This is a genomic window from Acinetobacter genomosp. 15BJ, assembly GCF_000400715.1.
Taxonomy (GTDB): domain Bacteria; phylum Pseudomonadota; class Gammaproteobacteria; order Pseudomonadales; family Moraxellaceae; genus Acinetobacter.
This window is the reverse complement of sequence record NZ_KE007345.1, coordinates 371319-390239: the sequence shown is the minus strand read 5'-3', so window position 1 is coordinate 390239 and position 18921 is coordinate 371319. Positions and strand designations below refer to the sequence as shown.

17 protein-coding genes and 1 pseudogene are annotated in these 18921 nt (G+C 42.3%); 11 read left to right on the top strand and 7 right to left on the bottom strand.

Annotated elements, in window-relative coordinates:
* Positions 1-34: 34 nt before the first annotated feature.
* The 3 genes from glmM to recJ are packed head-to-tail and all read left to right on the top strand — an operon-like array spanning position 35 to position 3736.
* Entirely contained in the window at positions 35-1372 is a 1338-nt protein-coding gene (gene glmM, locus F896_RS17445; RefSeq protein WP_016162407.1) for a phosphoglucosamine mutase, read from the top strand.
* A 12-nt stretch (positions 1373-1384) separates the two neighbouring features.
* Positions 1385-2035: a pyridoxamine 5'-phosphate oxidase gene (gene pdxH / locus F896_RS17450; protein WP_016162406.1), complete on the top strand. Its 651-nt coding sequence runs from the start codon at positions 1385-1387 to the stop codon at positions 2033-2035.
* Positions 2036-3736: a single-stranded-DNA-specific exonuclease RecJ gene (recJ, locus tag F896_RS17455; protein ID WP_016162405.1), complete on the top strand. Its 1701-nt coding sequence runs from the start codon at positions 2036-2038 to the stop codon at positions 3734-3736.
* 47 nt (positions 3737-3783) lie between these two features.
* Here the strand turns inward: recJ and F896_RS17460 are convergent, their stop codons facing one another.
* Together F896_RS17460 and F896_RS17465 are read right to left on the bottom strand one after the other, a co-directional pair.
* A complete protein-coding gene (locus tag F896_RS17460; RefSeq protein ID WP_016162404.1) occupies positions 3784-4641 on the bottom strand; it encodes a putative porin in 858 nt (285 codons plus the stop codon).
* A 206-nt stretch (positions 4642-4847) separates the two neighbouring features.
* A complete protein-coding gene (locus F896_RS17465) occupies positions 4848-5660 on the bottom strand; it encodes a putative porin (RefSeq protein ID WP_016162403.1) in 813 nt (270 codons plus the stop codon).
* A gap of 409 nt (positions 5661-6069) precedes the next feature.
* Between F896_RS17465 and prfB the strand changes: the two genes are divergently transcribed.
* The 5 genes from prfB (at position 6070) to F896_RS17490 (ending at position 10859) form a co-directional block, all read left to right on the top strand.
* A protein-coding gene (gene prfB, locus F896_RS17470; RefSeq protein WP_096089470.1) for a peptide chain release factor 2 occupies positions 6070-7165 on the top strand; the annotation gives its coding sequence in 2 pieces (ribosomal slippage) (positions 6070-6141 and positions 6143-7165; 1095 coding nt in all).
* A gap of 162 nt (positions 7166-7327) precedes the next feature.
* Positions 7328-7630, top strand: coding sequence for an ArsR/SmtB family transcription factor (locus F896_RS17475; RefSeq protein WP_010590065.1), 303 nt, complete (start codon positions 7328-7330; stop codon positions 7628-7630).
* A 27-nt stretch (positions 7631-7657) separates the two neighbouring features.
* Positions 7658-8722, top strand: a complete 1065-nt coding sequence (locus F896_RS17480) for an alkene reductase (protein WP_016162402.1) — start codon at positions 7658-7660, stop codon at positions 8720-8722.
* Between the two features lie 110 nt (positions 8723-8832).
* Positions 8833-10152, top strand: a complete 1320-nt coding sequence (locus F896_RS17485) for a 3-deoxy-D-manno-octulosonic acid transferase (RefSeq protein WP_016162401.1) — start codon at positions 8833-8835, stop codon at positions 10150-10152.
* Positions 10149-10859 carry a 16S rRNA (uracil(1498)-N(3))-methyltransferase gene (locus F896_RS17490; protein WP_016162400.1) on the top strand — a complete coding sequence of 237 codons (711 nt, stop codon included), beginning with the start codon at positions 10149-10151 and terminating at the stop codon, positions 10857-10859. The genes F896_RS17485 and F896_RS17490 overlap by 4 nt, the downstream gene beginning before the upstream one ends.
* Here the strand turns inward: F896_RS17490 and F896_RS17495 are convergent.
* Entirely contained in the window at positions 10848-11819 is a 972-nt protein-coding gene (locus tag F896_RS17495; RefSeq protein WP_004803649.1) for a mechanosensitive ion channel family protein, read from the bottom strand. The genes F896_RS17490 and F896_RS17495 overlap by 12 nt on opposite strands.
* A 131-nt stretch (positions 11820-11950) precedes the next feature.
* Positions 11951-12514, bottom strand: coding sequence for a DUF805 domain-containing protein (locus F896_RS17500; RefSeq protein ID WP_016162399.1), 564 nt, complete (start codon positions 12512-12514; stop codon positions 11951-11953).
* A 337-nt stretch (positions 12515-12851) separates the two neighbouring features.
* On the opposite strand from F896_RS17500, the pseudogene acs reads away from it, so the two are divergent.
* Positions 12852-14797, top strand: a pseudogene (acs, locus tag F896_RS0119585) (acetate--CoA ligase).
* 58 nt (positions 14798-14855) lie between these two features.
* On the opposite strand, the gene F896_RS17505 reads toward acs, so the two are convergent.
* Positions 14856-15398, bottom strand: coding sequence for a cysteine hydrolase family protein (locus F896_RS17505; RefSeq protein WP_032882019.1), 543 nt, complete (start codon positions 15396-15398; stop codon positions 14856-14858).
* Between the two features lie 104 nt (positions 15399-15502).
* Between F896_RS17505 and F896_RS17510 the strand changes: the two genes are divergently transcribed.
* Positions 15503-15916, top strand: coding sequence for an Lrp/AsnC family transcriptional regulator (locus F896_RS17510; RefSeq protein ID WP_016162395.1), 414 nt, complete (start codon positions 15503-15505; stop codon positions 15914-15916).
* A 76-nt stretch (positions 15917-15992) separates the two neighbouring features.
* On the opposite strand, the gene sfnG is transcribed toward F896_RS17510, so the two are convergent.
* Positions 15993-17099 carry a dimethylsulfone monooxygenase SfnG gene (gene sfnG / locus F896_RS17515; protein WP_016162394.1) on the bottom strand — a complete coding sequence of 369 codons (1107 nt, stop codon included), beginning with the start codon at positions 17097-17099 and terminating at the stop codon, positions 15993-15995.
* Positions 17100-17126: 27 nt separating this feature from the next.
* Positions 17127-17867 carry an FMN reductase gene (gene msuE / locus F896_RS17520; RefSeq protein WP_016162393.1) on the bottom strand — a complete coding sequence of 247 codons (741 nt, stop codon included), beginning with the start codon at positions 17865-17867 and terminating at the stop codon, positions 17127-17129.
* Positions 17868-18216: 349 nt separating this feature from the next.
* On the opposite strand from msuE, the gene F896_RS17525 reads away from it, so the two are divergent.
* Positions 18217-18852, top strand: a complete 636-nt coding sequence (locus F896_RS17525; RefSeq protein ID WP_016162392.1) for a response regulator transcription factor — start codon at positions 18217-18219, stop codon at positions 18850-18852.
* The last annotated feature ends 69 nt before the right edge of the window (positions 18853-18921 follow it).

Below are 18921 nucleotides of genomic sequence, written 5' to 3'. Positions count from 1 at the left end.
CACACCATATAAAAGATAAGAAAGTGAGTAAAAGATGAGCTATTTTGGTACTGATGGAATTCGCGGCAAATTTGGACAAATGCCAATTACCCCAGAGTTCGCATTAAAACTTGGCTTTGCTGCAGGGAAAGTATTAAAAAGAAATAGTCCTAAAAATAAACCGATTGTGGTGTTGGGGAAAGACACACGCTTATCAGGTTATATTTTAGAAGCAGCTTTACAGGCAGGTTTGAATGCAGCTGGTGTTTATGTACATTTATTGGGCCCACTCCCAACACCTGCCATTGCACATTTAACTCGCGCATTACACGCACATGCTGGGATCGTGATTTCAGCATCACATAATCCTTATTTTGATAACGGTATTAAATTCTTCTCAAGTGCAGGTAAGAAATTACCTGATACGTTGCAAGACGAAATCAATCAGGAACTCGAAAAAGATTTAGTGATTGAAGACACTGCAAATTTGGGTAAAAGTGTTCGTGTTAAAGATGCCAATGGTCGTTATATCGAATTCTGTAAATCGACTTTCCCGTATCACTTTGACTTACGCAATTTAAAAATCGTAGTGGACTGTGCCAATGGTGCAGCCTATAGCGTAGGGCCTTCTGTATTCCGTGAGCTCGGTGCCAAAGTTATTCCTTTATTTAATGAACCTGATGGTTTAAACATTAATGAAAATTGCGGTTCGACTCATCCAGAACAGCTACAAAAAGTAGTGTTGGAACATCAGGCTGATGTTGGTATTGCTTTCGACGGAGATGCTGATCGTGTGGTCATGGTCGATAAAAATGGTCAGTTGATTGATGGTGACCATATTCTCTATATTCTTGCAACACAGGCGAAGAATAAGCCAGCGGGTGTTGTAGGCACCGTGATGAGTAATATGGCACTCGAGTTGGCCCTAGAACAAGCTAAGGTTGGCTTTGTTCGTGCTAAAGTTGGCGATCGCTATGTATTACAAGCCCTAGAAGAAAAGAATTGGGTTACAGGTGGTGAGCCTTCAGGTCATATTCTAACTTTGGATAAGAGCACCACAGGTGATGCGATTATTGCAGCATTACAAGTGCTCACTGTAATGGTGGAACAAGGCAAAGCACTGCATGAGTTGGTTGAAGGCTTTGTGTTATTCCCGCAAGTACTGGTGAATGTTCGTCTACAACACATGATTGATCCATATTCAATTCCAGCCTTGGTTGCAGAATTTGAAAAAGCTGAACAGCAACTGAAAGGTCGAGGTCGTTTGTTGATTCGTAAGTCAGGTACCGAGCCTGTGATTCGTGTCATGGTGGAAGGTGATCAGCAGCAAGAGGTTGAGGCTTTAGCCAACCATTTAGCTGATGCGGTACGCGCTCAAGCCCAAGCTGCTTAAGGGGGAGCCATCATGAGTGATGTCATTAAAGACCTGAGTGAGTTGCGTTTGAGCTATGAGCAGGGTGAATTACATGAAGCCCAGATCAGCGTACAGCCGCATTTACAGTTTCTGAATTGGTTTAATCATGCATTAGCTGCCAATTTACATGAACCCTATGCGATGTCATTAGCGACAGCAAATGCTCAAGGTCGACCGCATGTGCGTACAGTATTATTACGTGGTGCGACAGAAGCAGGTTATGATTTCTATACCAATTATGACAGCCAAAAGGGTTTAGACTTAGCTGACAATCCATATGCGGAGTTGCTGTTTTATTGGCCAAGTCTAGAGCGTCAGATCCGCATTGGTGGCAAGGTCATCAAAATTTCTGAGCAAGAATCGACGGATTATTATCATAAACGTCCGCGTGATAGTCAGATTGCTGCGCATATCAGTACCCCACAAAGTGGGGTAATTGAAAGTCGTGAGTTATTACAACAACGTTTTCAAGCGCTGCAAAGCCAAGTTCAAGATGAGTTGGATAAGCCTGAATTTTGGGGCGGTTATCGCTTAGAAGCAGATTATTATGAGTTTTGGCAAGGGCGACCAAATCGCTTACATGATCGTTTAAGTTATGAAAAACAAAACGGTCTTTGGACTATACAACGTTTGATGCCATAAATGACGCAGATTCAAATTCAAAAAAGACCATTGCTCACACGCCCTGAACAGTTTCAGGGCGTGCCTGCTTTTATTGCTGAAATTTTAGCAAGGCGTGGTGTGCAGTCTGAGCAAGAGCTGGAACTGAAGCTTAAACACTTGCTATCTCCAGAGCTTAAGGGATTGGGGCAGGCAGTTGCATTGATCGATCAAGCCATTGATCAGCAAAAACAGATCGTGATTGTAGGGGACTATGATGCTGATGGCGCGACCAGTACCGCTTTAATGGTTCTGGTTTTGCAAGATATGGGCGCCAAAGTTGAGTATTTGGTTCCTGATCGTTTTAAGTATGGTTATGGGCTCACACCTGCAATTGCTGAATTGGCAAAGCAAAGCTATCAGCCAGATCTTTTGATTACTGTGGATAATGGTATATCGAGCCATGCGGGTGTAGACACGGCTCAGGCTTTAGGTATGCAGGTAATCATTACCGATCACCATTTAACCACCAAGTCGACACCTTGTGCTGAGGCTGTGGTTAATCCGAACCAACTCGGTTGTGAGTTTTCAAGTAAGGCTTTGGCTGGGGTTGGGGTGGCTTTTTATGTATTGGCGAAATTAGCCAGTGCTCGCAGCCAGCAGGGCAAAAGCAGCAGTAAAGTGACCCAGTATCTCGATTTGGTTGCATTGGGTACCTATGCTGATGTCGCCAGTTTGGATTATAACAATCGTATCTTGATTGATGCCGGATTAAAGCGGATTCAGCAACATCAATGTCGTGCGGGTATTTTAGCCTTACTGGATATTGCAGGACGTGACGCAGCCAGTTTACGTGCACAGGATTTAGGTTTTGTGGTGGGCCCGCGAATCAATGCGGCAGGCCGTATGGAAAGCATGCGGATCGGAATTGAGTGTTTACTTGCGGCGGATATGGTAACTGCTTATCCGATTGCACAACAGTTGAATCAGCTCAATATCGAACGCCGTCAAGTTGAAACCGAAATGAAGCAGCAAGCGCTAAGTGCTTTGCAACATATTCAGTTGGAAACAGAGCATTTACCTGCAGCACTGGTGATGTTTGATGAGCAATGGCACCAAGGTGTGATTGGCATTGTGGCTGGGCGTTTAAAAGAGCAATTCCATCGTCCAAGTCTGGTATTTGCTCCCGATGAAGATGGCATTCATATTAAAGGTTCAGCACGGTCGATTGATGGTATTCATATTCGCGATACCATTGAGCAAGTTGCAGAACAATATCCACATTTGGTCAGTCATTTTGGTGGGCATGCCGCTGCAGCGGGTTTAACTCTGAAGAAAGAAAACTTCGATGCATTCAAAATCGCTTTCACCCAAGCGATTGCCGCAATGGATGATGATTTATTCACGGCGACCTTATGGACTGATGGTGAGCTGGGTGATGCAGATTTACATTTAGGGACGCTAGATTGGATTGAGCAACTTGGGCCTTGGGGGCAGAAGTTTCCACTGCCGCAATTTGAGGGGCGATTCAAAATAATCGATTATCGTTGGCTCAAAGAGCAACATTTAAAACTCAAATTAGCGGTCGGCTCACATTCGATTGATGCGATTGCATTTAATGCGATGGACCGTTTTGAATTTAATCCAATGCTGGGTTATGTCGATTTAGTCTACACCTTGGAACGGAATGTCTTTAATGGCAACACCAGCCTACAATTGCAAATCGCTTATTTAAAACAGTAAAAAATCCGCTCTGATGAGCGGATTTTTTAATCGTTACACGTTATTGATTAGAAGCGGACAGTACCGTTGAGACCATAAGAATCAACACCATCTGTTGTGGTATAACCGATGCCTAAAGCAAATTGTGGCGTAAAGAATTTCTGAGCGTGAATATTGAAAACACTGTCTGAATCATCAGCGGTAGAATCTGCAAATGAGATGCCGACACTGAGGGTTGGATCAAGATAAAGATCAGCACCTAGGCGATACGTCGTTTCATCTCCAATATAACTCAGTGCTTCAAAGTTGGTATAGTAACCGCCAATTTGTGAAACATATTTCGCGCGTAAAGAAACAGCGGTATCGTTATTTTCGCCAGATACAATTGCAGCGTTTGAAAGCGTATTGCTAAAGCCGTATTGAGCAACCTGAACTGGATTTAGGCTATCAGATAAATCTGCAACACCCACTGCAAGGAGTAATCCATTGATTGGTAAGAAACCTGCTTCAAGACTGTAGCCATCGCCATTTTCAGAATTAGAGCCTACACCATTAATTGTTGCTTTGACATTGGTACGATGGAGGGCACCAGAAAGATAGAATTGTGAGTTAGGGACGTAGAACTCGCCTTGAAAGCCGATAATATTGAATTGTAAGTCACCAAAATCTTCGTCATCTTTCAGTTTGCTATAAGCATAGCCACCGCCAATATTTGATGCTTTATCTAAGAAAGCAGCCTCTGCCAAAGGCGCATTACGGGTTTGCACAGAGTTAAAATAATATTTCCCGCTGATGACTGCGCTGTTGCCTTTCCCTTCATCCATATTGATATGTTCATATGCACCGTTGGCTTCAGTTTGATAAGCATGGGCATTGATGGCAAAGCCAGCACTTACAAGTGTTGCAAGAAGACTTAATTTTTTCATTCGAATTTCCCCCGATTAAAAATAATACATATTTTGTTACACGGAGTAGTGTATTCAAAAATAGCTAAGCGTCAATTCTTAAATAAAGGATTAAGCTGAAAAAAGATCAGAAAGGGAGGATTGAAAATGATAAGAAAACAGGGGGCAATAAAAAACGCCCTGAATGATTCAGGGCGTTTCCGATGTTACAAACTTCTGTTCAAGTCTTAGAAGCGGTATGCACCACGAATACCAAATGACGTGTAGTCATTATCAATATATGATTTATCGTTACCGAAGCCTACACGGCCTTCTAAACTCACTTGTTGATTGAAGAATTTCTTCGCAGAAATACCCCATTCATTTGAATTGATGATAGTGTCATCATATTTAAGTTTTTGATAATCAACACCAACACTTAAAGTTTTATCGATGAAGTAATCACCTTTCAACTTCACTTCTTTGTTGTCACCAAAAGCAGTATATGCTTCTAAGTTCACGTCATTTTGACCCATTTTAGTCACATACTTCGCACGAAGTGTTGGACTAGTTTCACGGTCGCCATCTTTCACGTCAACAGTCTTCGCACCCGCGGCAACCAATAAACCTGGTGCTGGTAAGTAACCAACTTCCGCTGAATAATGGTTGATTTTTAATTTGTCTTCGTCAGTTGCATATTTAGAATTTGGTTTGATTTCTTCACGGCCAATATTACCGCTTAAATAGAAATCGCTGTTTGGAACAAAGTATTCAATACCTGCGCCATATTGATTGTTTTTGAATGCATCGTCTTTTTCATAAGCGTACTGTGCTTTTACATTGCTCGCACGGTCAAGGAACGCTGCTTCTGCAAGAGGTGCATTACGTGTTTGTACTGGATTAAAATAATATTTGCCGTCTACGCTGAAACGATCACTGTCACCAAAACGATCTTGGTCTTTATAGGTATAAGAACCACCTACCTCAGCTTGATAAGCATGAGCAGTGCCTGTTACTGCGATTGCAGATAAAAGTGCTGATGCAATTGCTAATTTTTTCATGGTTGTTTCCTCATTAAGATTTAAACCAAGTGTTAAACACTGATACATGTTTTGTTACAACTCGAGTCTAGAGTAATTTTCGTGATCGTCAATCTTGATAAAGTAATCAAACAGTACAAATGTAATTGACTTGTAATTTTGACATTTTATCTTATTGATATTGTTTGATAAAAAATCAATGTTTTGATTTATTAAAACTTAGGAGAGATTGTGTGTTTTAGTGTAAATAGTCTAATTTTCATACAAAAACTTGGAGCTAATACATTTGAACAAACATTTTGGGCATAAAATTAAGTAATTAAAAAAATCAATTTTAATAAATAAAGGTATTGAAAATGACATGGCTGTGTCGACCAAAACAGTTATGTTAAAATAGCGGATTAAGTGAAAAAGTTGTGAGAAAACACGCGTGGAAATTAATCCGTATTTAATTCAATTGAAAGATTTATCTGATCGTAGCCAAACACTACGGGGGTATCTTTGACTACGATCTAAAAGCTGAGCGTTTAGAAGAAGTTTTAAGAGAATTAGAAGACCCTGCGATTTGGAATGATCAAAGCCGTGCTCAGGCCATCGCAAAAGAAAAGGGCAGTTTAGAAAACACATTAGGTGTATTTGATCGTCTTGCTGAACAGTTAGATGATGCAAAAGCCATGCTTGACCTTGCAGTTGAAGCGGATGATGAAAGTTTATTGTTGGATGTTCAAGCAGAATTAGACAGTGCTGAACAGGCATTAGGTAATCTTGAATTCCGCCGTATGTTCAGTAATCCGATGGATCCAAATCCGTGCTTCCTTGAAATTCAATCAGGTTCAGGTGGTACAGAAGCGCAAGACTGGGCTTCGATGTTATTGCGCATGTATCTACGCTGGATCGAACGTCATGGCTTTAAAGCTGAATTGATGGAAGTATCAGACGGTGATGTCGCTGGAATTAAATCAGCAACCATTCGTGTGGATGGTGAATTTGCTTATGGTTGGTTACGTACTGAAAGTGGCGTACATCGTTTAGTGCGTAAGTCACCATTTGACAGTAATAACAACCGCCATACTTCATTCTCTGCGGTATTCATTTCCCCTGAGATTGATGACAATATCGAAATTGATATCAATCCATCCGATGTCCGTACCGATACTTACCGTGCTTCGGGTGCAGGTGGTCAGCACATTAACAAAACTGATTCCGCGGTTCGTTTAACTCACGCACCGACAGGTATTGTGGTGGCGTGTCAGAACCAACGTTCACAGCATGCCAACCGTGACCATGCGTGGAAGCAATTACGTGCCAAACTCTATGAATTAGAGATGAGTAAACGTAATGAAGCTGCTCAAGCCTTAGAAGACTCGAAGTCAGATATCGGTTGGGGAAGTCAAATTCGTTCGTATGTCCTAGATGACTCACGTATTAAAGACTTACGTACAGGTGTGGAAAACTCCAATACCAAAGCAGTGCTAGATGGTGACTTAGATAAGTTCATCGAAGCAAGTTTGAAACAAGGTTTATAAGTTTTAATCCAATTGAAACGGCAATCTCGTTCAGCATCGGCTGGTTAATCGAAAAAATATGATATTAATATCGAAAAAAATGGATATTAATATTTAAAAACTTCGATATACTGGTTTCAGGTGCTGAACAAAGCGTTGCCGCTTGAGAAACGTGGTGAGTCTATGGATATTGATGTTATAAGCAAAGCCTTAGCCAATCCATTACGTCGACAGATTTTGCAATGGCTAAAAGAGCCTGAGCAATTTCTACCCGTTGAGCAATGTGGTGGTAGTTTTGAACGGGGTGTATGTGCAGGGCACATCGAACGTTTAGGAAAAGTTGCGCAATCGACCATGTCGAATCATTTGTCTGTACTACAACAGGCAGGTTTGATTAAGGTTGAGAAATATGGACAGTGGTCTTATTTCACGCGCAATGAAGCTTTGATTCAGCAATATATCGAACATTTAAAACAAGCACTTTAAATCGAAGAAGTGTAAGTTGAGGCGATCATGGCTGAACTAAATTCTACTTTGCAAGTAGGTGATTTCACGATTAAAAACCGCTTGGTTTTAGCTCCTTTAACGAGAGCACGTAGTGGTGCACAGCGTATTCCAAACGATTTGATGGTGGAATATTACCAACAACGCGCTAATGCTGGCCTTATTATTACCGAAGCAACAGTGATTAGCCCTAAAGCAGCGGGATATGCCAATACACCAGGCTTATGGTCGCAAGAACAAGCACAGGCATGGCATAAAATTGTTGAAGCCGTACATGCACAAGGTTCAAAAATTGTGGTTCAGTTGTGGCATGTCGGTCGTATTTCACATCCAGACTTATTGGATGGTGATACACCTGTGGCACCAAGTGCGATTCAACCTGCTGGTGAAGTGAGCTTACTTCGTCCAAAGCGTCCTTTTGTGACGCCACGTGCGTTATCGCATGAAGAAATTCAAGAAATCGTTGCACAATATAGAAATGCAGCTGAACAGGCCAAAGCCGCTGGTTTTGATGGTGTGGAATTACACGCAGCCAATGGTTATCTGATTGATCAATTCCTGCAAAGCAGCACCAATCATCGTGATGATGAATACGGCGGTGCAATTGAAAACCGTGCACGTTTATTACTACAAGTTGTAGATACCTTCATCGAAGTATGGGGTGCTGGTCGAGTGGGTGTACATCTTGCCCCACGCGGTGATTCGCACGATATGGGCGATGAAAATCCATTAGCAACGTTTGGTTATGTGGTTGAGCAATTAGATCAACGCAATATTGGTTTTATTTTCACGCGTGAATATGAAGCTGCAGACAGCTTATTGCCACAACTCCGTCCTAAATTTAAAGGCGTGTGGATTGCTAATGAAGGTTTAACGGCGGATTCTGCGAAACGTATTTTGGCAACAGGCCAAGCGGATGCGGTTTCATTCGGTAAACAATATATTGCGAATCCAGATTTATTTGAACGTTTGCAACATGATTTACCTTTAAATCCACTTCAAGCACAAACCTTATATGGGGACGGTGCTGAGGGTTATACCGATTATCCTGCCTTTGAACAGCTGGAAGCATAATTTGCTTTAAAACTTTAAAAAATGACTCATGTGATTTACCAAAATTGCATGAGTTTTTGTTTTAAATTCCGCATAATGGGCAGGAATCACATTGTAAATCATGGTCTCGGATGGCGCAGAACACAGCAGCACAGCAAACACCGTTTTGGTATAACGTTTTATTGGCTTGTATCAAGCCCTTATACCGTTGGAAAATCAAACAACGGGCAGAAAGTGATGCGCTGTTTCAGCAGGAATGTATCGAGCGTTTTGGGCCGTTTCAGCCTGCTAAAAATTTAGGGGCAATTTGGTTTCATACTGTTTCTGTTGGCGAAACCAACGCGGCACAGCCTTTGATAGAACATTATTTAGAATTAGGTCATCCCGTTTTAGTGACCAATACCACCAAGACGGGGCAAGCGCGCGCCAAATCCCTGTTTTTAAAAGCACCCTACCTCGATTTATTTCAGGCGGTATATTTGCCTGTCGATCAAAAAGCATTATTAAAACAATTTTTTAATCTGTATCAACCGAGACTATTGGCATTGGTTGAAACAGAGATCTGGCCCAATCTTATTGCCGAAGCACAACAGCAACAGATTACCTGTATTTTATTGAATGCACGCCTTTCCGAGAAATCAGCCAAAGGTTATGGCAAGGTCCGTCGTTTAACTCAACCCATGCTGCAACAACTGACTTGGTTACTGGCACAAGATGTGGCAACGCAACAGCGTTATGTCAATTTAGGTCTTGATCTTGCCAAAAGTCAGGTGGTTGGCAATATTAAATTTGATATTTCAGCACCAGAACAGTATCTGCAACAAGCACAGCTGTTGAAACAAGATTGGCAATTGGAGAGTCGTCAGATTATTACTTTGGCCAGTACCCATGCGCCTGAAGAACAAAGTTTACTGAAACAATTGCAGTCGCATTTAAATTCAAATCCGAATTTGCTCTGTATTGTGGTGCCTCGTCATCCAGAACGTTTTGATGAAGTGTATCAAGTCTGCCAAAGTTTAAATTTAAAAACTCAACGCCGTAGTCTGCAGCAATCTATTCAAGCGGATACCCAAGTATTTCTTGCTGATAGTATGGGGGAAATGTGGCTCTGGTATGCCTTGAGTCAAGCCTGTTTTGTCGGTGGTTCACTGAATGAGCCAGGTGGTGGGCATAATATTTTAGAGCCGATGGTGTTGAATGTACCCACCGTCATTGGGCCGCGTTATTTCAATTTTCAAACCATTGTGGATGAGTTTGTGGCTCAGCAAGGGATTCTGATTGGAGAGGATGCAGCGCAGGTGGGGCAGCAGTTACTCGCCTGTCTAGGGGATAATGCACAGACTCAGCAACTGGTTACACAGGCTCAGCGGGTTCTACATGCAAATAAAGGCTCACTACAGCAGCATATTCAGTGTCTTGATCACTATTTACAGCAAACAGCATTGTCATGAATATTGTTTTACTCGAGCCAGATCAGTGTGCTTCAGCGGATGTCTGGCAGATTAGCCAGCCTAGGCAATTACAGCATTTAGGTCAGCATTTACAGCTCAATGTTGGTGATACCTTAAAAGTGGGGATTCGTGAAGGTCAGCGCTACCTAACTGAGGTGGTCGCTATCAGCGAAGAATGCATTAGGGTTCGTCCGGTTCAAACAGAAGCGGTTCCTGCAAAGCTTCCCGTGCATCTAATTCTGGCCTTGCCCCGTCCTAAAGTATTACGTCGCATCATGATGGATGCTGTGACTTTGGGGGTGGAACGGATTAGCCTGATTCATAGTTATCGCGTAGATAAAAGCTATTGGCAAACCCCCTTTTTACAGCAACTGAATGATTATGTGACTTTGGGCTTGGAGCAGGCGGGCGATACCATAGCACCCGAAATCCAGCTGTATAAACGTTTTAAACCTTTTGTTGAAGATGTTCTACCGACTTTGATCAGTGCAGAACAGCCTGCTTATGTGGCGCATCCCTATGCAGAGCAGCCAATGCCGTATGCAATTCAGCACTCTTGTAGTTTGATCGTTGGCCCAGAGGGAGGATTTATTCCCTATGAGGTTGATCTACTCATAAAAAACGGCTGCCAAGCGATGAGCTTAGGCAACCGAATTTTGCGAACTGAAACAGCTGTATCGAATATTTTAGGGCGATTATTTGTCTAAAGCATCGCTCAGCTCAGATTGATCACCACGATAGACTTTGACTTCCTGCACTGGATAAGGAATTGAAATTCCTTTTTCGTCAAAGGCAGTCACCACCAATTCTTGGATTTCACTGATAGAGGCTGAGGTGGTGGTTTCAGTGGTATTGACCCACCAGCGTACCGTTAAATTAATTGAGAAATCTGCCAGTGCGGTGACGTTGACCGAGAAGCCCGGTTGACTCAGTACATTTAAATTACGATCCAAAATATCAAGAATAATCTTCTTGGCTTTTTGCATGTCATCTTCATAGCCAATACCGACCACAAACTCACAACGACGACGTTGATAGGCATTATTGACTGTGACTGCACTGGTATACACTGTTGCATTGGGAATCACGATGCGACGGCCATCGGGCGAACGTAGGAATGTTGCGCGGATTTGAATATCTTCCACATTACCTTCTAAACCATTCACCACAATATCATCGCCAATGCGAAACGGTTCGCTGATCAGAATCAGAATCCCAGACAATAAGTTCTGAAAAATATCTTTGAAAGCAAAACCAATCGCAACCGAACCGATTCCCAAAGCACCAATCAATTGACTTGGCGTAAAGCCTGGGATGGCAATCACCAACGCAATTAAGAAGCCAAAGAAGATAATAAAGGTACTACCGACACGATTGAGTACCAATACTAAATTTTGACGGGTATAGCTGCGATTTTCTAAAGTCTTGCGAATAAAGAGTTTAAACAACTTGGTGAGGAGCCAAAAGATAATGAAAACTGTAATCGCGATACCGATATAGGGAATACGCTCCCAAAAGCTGTCCATGATTTTATCAATCGTGGTATAGGCATCGTGATACTTTTCAGTATGGGCCAAGACTGTTTCAGTGGTCTTGGTACTGGCTTGATGAATCAGCGCACCCGTATCTTTTGCCACTTCAGTCAATGTTGTTTGTTCGTTTGCCACAGCAAGATCTCTATTTCGCAAAGGAAGGAGTAAATGAGGGAAGCAATCATAATGAATTTATTGCCAACACGCATGCAAAATTCAGTCTTTGTTTCCCATGAAGATTAAATCAATTCGCTGAATACGGTCGTTTAAAAATATTCGGTCGTATTTTGAATGATTTGTGTTGGTGCTTCCCATAAATCTGGGCTAGCAAAATAATAAGCAAAAACAAACATACCAAACAGCATGAATAAGCTGAACAGAATCATGATCCATGCGAGAATTTTTTCCCATCCACGAGATGGGCGAACATCACCATAGTCATTGCGATGTGGCGTTCCTGGTGCAAGCAAAACATATAAGGTAAACAGCAGCTGAATCACGGGTACCAATAGCAACAAGCATAGCCAGCCAGTCTTATTTAAGTCATGTAAGCGACGAATCAAAAGCACGATTTGCAAATAAAAGGCACCCAGCCACACTGCAATCATGGCAAAGACAGACATGCCTGAAAACGCACTAAATATGGCATCATCGACATTGCTGCTTGCAAAAATACCCGCGAAAGCAAAGATCACGATAAAAGCAGCCAGACAAGCTAAACTGAGCAAACCGTACCAACCTAAATAGCTGAGACGGTTGAAACGACCTTTAGGAGAAAGTGGATGGTCATTGATTGGTTGTACTTGGGTCGTTATTACAGGGTCAAACATAGTGCATTCCTATTTTTCTGATTATTAAATCTTTTAAGCTTTTGGCAATGATCAAAATAATCACTTATTTTAAGAACAAAAAGCATAGACAAGCAGTTCAAATTTAAATTATTTTGAGTAAATTTTTGAAAAGAAATGGATCGTAAAAGCGTCGGCTTTGCTATTTTAGCCTAAAACTAAGACAAGATTGAAAGATTAAAAGCCCTGACATTTCTACGACCAAAGCCGCATTGTTTGCACTTGTAAATGGTGTCAATACTGCAAGTGAGAACAAAACATACCCGTGTAATAGATGAGAACATCTAAGGTATGAGATAAAAAACCAAGGAAGTGAGCTATGAAAGAAATCTACCCAGTGCCTGATAAATTCAAAGAAACGGCAAGAATCTCTGAAGCAGACTATTTCAAACGTTACCAGCATTCGATTGAGCAACCTGAAGCATTTTGGGCAGAGGAAGCCAGCAAGATTGAATGGATCAAACCATTTACACAGGTCAAAAATACCAGTTTTAATCAAGACAATTTTAAAATCGAATGGTTTGCCGATGGTGAGCTGAATGTCTCAGCCAACTGCTTAGATCGACATCTTAAAGATAATCCCTTAAAGCCTGCCATTATTTGGGAAGGTGATCACCCTTCGCGTCATAAAATCATCTCATTTTCTGAACTGCATGATGAAGTCTGTCGTTTTGCCAATGTGCTAAAGAAACAAGGTATTCGCAAAGGCGATCGTGTGGTGCTGTATATGCCTATGGTGCCTGAAGCAGCAATAGCGATGCTGGCCTGTGCACGTATTGGTGCAGTGCATTGTGTGGTGTTTGGTGGCTTCTCTCCAGACTCATTGGCCAGTCGTATTGAAGACTGCCAAGCAAAACTGGTGATTACTGCGGATGCTGGCATGCGCGGTGTGGAAAGTTACTGCCACTGAAAGAAAATGTGGATGCTGCTTTAGAGATTGATGGCACCAGTAGTGTTGAAAACGTGATTGTAGTGCATCGTACAGGTAATCCAATTCAGTTCAATGCACCACGAGATGTTTGGTATCACCTTGCCATCATGGAAGTAGACGAACACTGTCCACCAGAACCAATGAAAGCAGAGGACCCGTTATTCATTCTGTATACCTCTGGTTCTACAGGGAAACCGAAAGGTGTATTACATACCACAGGTGGTTATCTGGTTTATGTGAATACCACCTTTAGAGAAGTCTTTGATCTACGTGAAGATGATGTGTATTGGTGTACTGCCGATGTGGGCTGGATTACAGGACATAGTTATTTACTCTATGGCCCACTGAGTAATGCCACCACCACGGTGATGTTTGAGGGGATTCCACAATATCCAACTTGGGCACGTATCGGTCATGTGATTGATAAGCATAACGTCACCATTCTATATACGGCACCCACTGCGATTCGCGCCATGATGCGTGAAGGCGATGCCTATGTGCGTGAAAGTGATCGGAGTAGTTTACGTTTACTTGGTTCGGTCGGTGAGCCAATCAATCCAGAAGCATGGAATTGGTATCATGAAGTGGTCGGTGAAGGCCGTTGTCCAATTGTCGATACATGGTGGCAAACAGAGACAGGTGGAATTCTAATTTCACCATTGCCGGGTGCAACTGCCTTAAAACCAGGTTCTGCGACACGTCCATTCTTTGGTGTTCAACCAGCACTGGTGGATGGAGAGGGCAATGAGCTAGAAGGTGCGACTGAAGGCAATCTGGTGATTAAGGATTCTTGGCCAGGTCAAATGCGGACTATTTGGGGTGATCCACAACGTTTTATTGAGGCTTATTTCTCGACCTTTAAAAACTACTATTTCACAGGTGATGGTGCACGTCGTGATGCTGATGGCTACTATTGGATTACCGGACGTGTCGATGATGTGCTCAACGTATCGGGGCATCGTTTAGGTACAGCCGAGATAGAGAGTGCTTTAGTCTCGCATGTGGCAGTCGCAGAGGCTGCAGTGGTGGGGATGCCGCATGATATTAAAGGACAGGGGATTTGTACTTTTGTCACTTTACAAGCCGATGTGGCTGAATCTGAGGAGCTACGTAAGGAATTGGTGAATTGGGTGCGTAAAGTGCTTGGGCCTGTGGCAACCCCAGATGCTCTACATTGGGCACCTGCCTTACCTAAAACCCGTTCAGGTAAAATCATGCGCCGTATCTTAAGAAAGATCGCGGCAAATGAGTTGGATAGCTTAGGCGATACCTCGACCCTTGCGGAACCTGCTGTGGTTGATCATTTGATTGCAACGGTTTATCCAAACCGATAAACCCGATTCAAATGTGAAAAGAGCGTTCGATTGAACGCTCTTTTTTTAGCTGTATGATTTAATTGTGCGCTAAAAAATCTGCCGTGTTTTGTACGGTGGCGAAGAAACCCAGTGCAGATAAGAACGCCGTTTGTACATCTGCTGCTTTGACGATTTTACCCTGATGTTCGAGATCACGGGTTGCAGTAGCATCGGCGATGACAATCGGTTGGTAGCCAAGCTCTTTGGCTGCACGTGTCCCTGAGTCAATACAGACATGGGTCATCATACCTGTGATCACTAACTGTTCAACTTGATGCTGTTCAAGGATGGCTTGAAGATTGGTTTCTAGAAAGCTATTTGGGAAATTTTTTTCGACAATCAGTGATTGATTGGTGGCTTTAAGTTGTGGATGTAATTCAACACCGACTGTATTTTCTTGAAAAAAACTGGCTGAAGCTGGATTAATATGCTGAATATAAATAATCGGTAAATTATTTTGAATAAAATGATCTTCTAATTGGTTGGTTTTCGCCAGAGCGAGCTCTGGATTGACCAATTCCATTTTGCCATTTTTAAAATAGTCGTTTTGCACATCAATAATCAGTAAGGCTTGTTTCATCATTTTTACGTCCAGCATTAAGATAAAACAAGAGTAGGGTGAAACTGAGAAATCGGCTATATTCAAATGAAAGCATTGTTGCTGGTTTTCTTTCGTAATGAAAAATGAATATTGAACTTGATCCCATCGATTTAAAAATTATTGAATTGCTGAAACATGATTCGCGTTTAAGTCATAAAGAAATTGGACAGCGGGTACATCGGACTGGGCAGGCGGTTGGAGCTCGTATTGCACAGTTAATGGATGCAGGTATTATCAAAAATTACACTGTCGCGATAAAGTATGAACATAAACAATTCATCCAACTGTTTATGAATGATCAGCAAGCTTTTATTGAGGTTGAACACTTAGTCAAACAATACGAGCAGGTAGATGAATGTTTTAAAATTCTAGGTAATGCCTGTTATATGATTGTTAGCCATTTTAACCCGTCACAATTAAATGAATTCATTGAGCAGCTGTCGAAATGGTGCCGTTATTCGGTTGAAACGGTCATGCGAGAAATTGAGACCCGTTAAAATAAAAAAAGCCCCAAGCCGAGCCTTGGGGAGTATTTGCCATTTCTTTTGTTTTTCTTCTTATTTAATACTGAAACTACGCTGATTTTGCGGCGAGATGATGCTCCTGTTGTTGTTCAAGTTGACGGACGAGGGGTAGAACTTTTTCTCCAAAATATTCAACTTCCTCAATGAAATGCAGAAAGCCTGAAAGCACTAGATCAACACCCACATTTTTTAGGGCCACAATACGTTCCGCAATTTGCTGTGGTGTACCGATCAGATTGGTTTTAAAGCCATCGTTATATTGCACCAAATCATCAAAGGTCGATTTTGCCCAATTGCCCTCACGCTCAGGCGCTGCTGCACCTGCTTCACGAGTGGCATCACCGAAGGCATTCACCGCTTCGACATTGGCTTGCGCAATGATGTCATTCAGTACTGCTTTGGCTTCTTCCTCAGTATCACGTGCGATAATAAAAGCATTGACCCCAATCTTGACTTGTCTGTTGGCTAACTTTGCTTTGCTGCGGACATCATCAACCTGCTTTTTGATTTCTTCAACGCTATTGCCGTTAGTAAAATACCAGTCTGATACACGCGCGGCCATATCACGTGCGGCACGGGAACTGCCGCCTTGAAACACTTCGATATAAGGTTTTTGCAAAGGTTTCGGTTTAAGCGTGTAATTCTGGAATTGGTAATATTTGCCATCAAAGCTGTAATTGTCAGTTGTCCAGATGCCTTTGAGGGTACGAATAAATTCTTCGGAACGAACATAACGTTGATCATGCTCAGGCCAAGGTTCACCAATGGCATCAAATTCGCCACGGAACCAGCCGCTGACGACATTAATCGCAATACGCCCTTGGGTGAGGTAGTCAATGGTTGCCAGTTGTTTAGCCGCAAGTACAGGCTTCCAAGGGCCAGGTAGGATCGCTGCAATCACTTTGAGTTTTTCGGTCTTTGCTAATAAAGCATGACTAAAACTGACCGATTCATGTTGGTTTTCTGCGCCATAGCCAGCGGTAAAACGGATTTGTGTGAGGGCATATTCAAAGCCGCTTCGTTCCGCTGCTTGTGCTAAGCGCACATTATAGTCATAGCTCCAGTCCGTACGTTGTTCAATGTTGCTTACAACGAGACCGCCACTCACATTGGGAACCCAGTAGGCAAATTTAATTGCGGATGCTGTTGTTGTCATCGTTGTATCCTCCATAACAGATATGGTTTATGCGACGTGGGTTAAATTCTTGGTTGATTTTGGGTGTAGGCGAGATTCAGCTGCATCCAGATTTGGTACAGCCGCAGATGGCAAGACTTCTGCTTGTTCGATTTGTTTGTTGATGCCGAGATTCTGATTCGCTAGCTCAGTTTTAGTTTTGATGGCCGCTGCACGTTGGCCTTTGGCTGGTGCCCATTCTAAAATTGGTAAGGCACGTGCCACAGCGAGGGTGACGCGATCAGACAATTGCTCGCTTTTTACCGTATATTCAGGGGTAAAGTCACGATCAGTGGCATAGACGCCGATCGGTAAAGTTTGTGCTTGGAAAAAGCTAAATAAAGGGCGTAATTGATGTTCTAACACCAGTGCATGACGGTCACTGCCACCTGAAGCGGCGAGCAAGACAGGTACATCAACCAAAGCAGTTTGCTCAACAAAGTCGAAGAAATGCTTAAATAAGCCCGTAAACGAAGCACGATAAACAGGGGTGCCGACAATCAATGCATCTGCTGCTTCTACCGCTGCGAGATCATCTTGTACGCGTTGAGGCAGTTGGTTGCGGTAAATGGCTCCACCCAATAAAGGTCCAATTTCACTGAGCTTGACGAAATGTACTTTAATATTAATTGCTTCCGAAAGCTCATCCAGAATCGCCTGAACTAAACTTTCTGTTTTTGATGGGCTATTTAAACCACCAGATACTGCGACAATATTAAGGGGAGTTGTGAGGGTATTGTGATTGGACATAATAACAGCCTAAAAGATCATTTCGAATTGCTATTTATTTATCTACACCGCATGCCAAGCTGTAAAATAAGGAAATGCTGCAAGCTTATCTTTTTTAAAGATATGTCGATAAATCACAATAAATATCAAATTTTAGGTTGTTAATTTTCTGTTTCTATTCAATATTTTTAAATCTGTTTTATGCAAAGATGATTTTAATCAAGTTATATCAATATTTGATTTATTTTGCGGGAAAAGGAAATAAATCATGTCTTGTGCTTGACCTAGCCTTGAATTGAAAATAGGCTTAAGCGGATTGAATTTAAATAAACATCGTACAGTGACGTACTTGCAGATAGCTTAAGCGCTTATGAATATTTTAATTGTAGACGACCATCCTTTATTTAGACATGCTTTGATTCAAGCGGTTCGTTATAGTTTGCCACAGGCGCAGATTCAGGAAACAGCCGATGTTGATGAGTTTTATGCACGTTTAGAGCATGGCGCAGAGCCGGATCTGAATCTTCCGGGTGCATCAGGTTTCTCTGCCTTAGTCTATGTCAGGGCCCAATATCCTGCGATTCCGATTATTGTGGTCTCAGCACATGAAGAGGTTTCGATTATTCAGCGTGCGATTGCGCATGGTGCAATGGGCTATATTCCGAAATCCTCCCATCCAAGCCATATTGGTGAAGCCATCAAGCATGTGTTGGAAGGTGAGATCTGGTTACCACCGAACTTACCGACCCATGCAGGCTTTGATCCGCGTGCAGCCGATGAAACTGCTTTAGCCGAACGTTTACAATCACTCACGCCACAGCAGTTCCGTGTGTTGATGATGGTGGCAGAAGGTTTATTGAATAAGCAAATTGCTTATGAATTAGAGGTTTCAGAAGCCACAATCAAAGCACATGTCACCGCAATTTTCCGCAAACTGGGTGTACAAAATCGTACTCAGGCGGTCTTGGCGATTAGTGCCTTAAATATTGAAGATAAGAAGATGTAAGGTTTAAAGATGAGAAATTTAAGCTCTCATTATATTGAAGGTCAGAAAACAAAAAACCAGTTCATAAGA

What these genes read in the sequence shown, in the direction of transcription:
- glmM (WP_016162407.1), top strand. Translation starts at nt 35, where the DNA reads ATGAGCTATTTTGGTACTGATGGAATTCGCGGCAAATTTGGACAAATG.
- pdxH (WP_016162406.1), top strand. Translation starts at nt 1,385, where the DNA reads ATGAGTGATGTCATTAAAGACCTGAGTGAGTTGCGTTTGAGCTATGAG.
- recJ (WP_016162405.1), top strand. Translation starts at nt 2,036, where the DNA reads ATGACGCAGATTCAAATTCAAAAAAGACCATTGCTCACACGCCCTGAA.
- F896_RS17460 (WP_016162404.1), bottom strand. Translation starts at nt 4,641, where the DNA reads ATGAAAAAATTAAGTCTTCTTGCAACACTTGTAAGTGCTGGCTTTGCC.
- F896_RS17465 (WP_016162403.1), bottom strand. Translation starts at nt 5,660, where the DNA reads ATGAAAAAATTAGCAATTGCATCAGCACTTTTATCTGCAATCGCAGTA.
- F896_RS17475 (WP_010590065.1), top strand. Translation starts at nt 7,328, where the DNA reads ATGGATATTGATGTTATAAGCAAAGCCTTAGCCAATCCATTACGTCGA.
- F896_RS17480 (WP_016162402.1), top strand. Translation starts at nt 7,658, where the DNA reads ATGGCTGAACTAAATTCTACTTTGCAAGTAGGTGATTTCACGATTAAA.
- F896_RS17485 (WP_016162401.1), top strand. Translation starts at nt 8,833, where the DNA reads ATGGCGCAGAACACAGCAGCACAGCAAACACCGTTTTGGTATAACGTT.
- F896_RS17490 (WP_016162400.1), top strand. Translation starts at nt 10,149, where the DNA reads ATGAATATTGTTTTACTCGAGCCAGATCAGTGTGCTTCAGCGGATGTC.
- F896_RS17500 (WP_016162399.1), bottom strand. Translation starts at nt 12,514, where the DNA reads ATGTTTGACCCTGTAATAACGACCCAAGTACAACCAATCAATGACCAT.
- F896_RS17505 (WP_032882019.1), bottom strand. Translation starts at nt 15,398, where the DNA reads ATGAAACAAGCCTTACTGATTATTGATGTGCAAAACGACTATTTTAAA.
- F896_RS17510 (WP_016162395.1), top strand. Translation starts at nt 15,503, where the DNA reads ATGAATATTGAACTTGATCCCATCGATTTAAAAATTATTGAATTGCTG.
- sfnG (WP_016162394.1), bottom strand. Translation starts at nt 17,099, where the DNA reads ATGACAACAACAGCATCCGCAATTAAATTTGCCTACTGGGTTCCCAAT.
- msuE (WP_016162393.1), bottom strand. Translation starts at nt 17,867, where the DNA reads ATGTCCAATCACAATACCCTCACAACTCCCCTTAATATTGTCGCAGTA.
- F896_RS17525 (WP_016162392.1), top strand. Translation starts at nt 18,217, where the DNA reads ATGAATATTTTAATTGTAGACGACCATCCTTTATTTAGACATGCTTTG.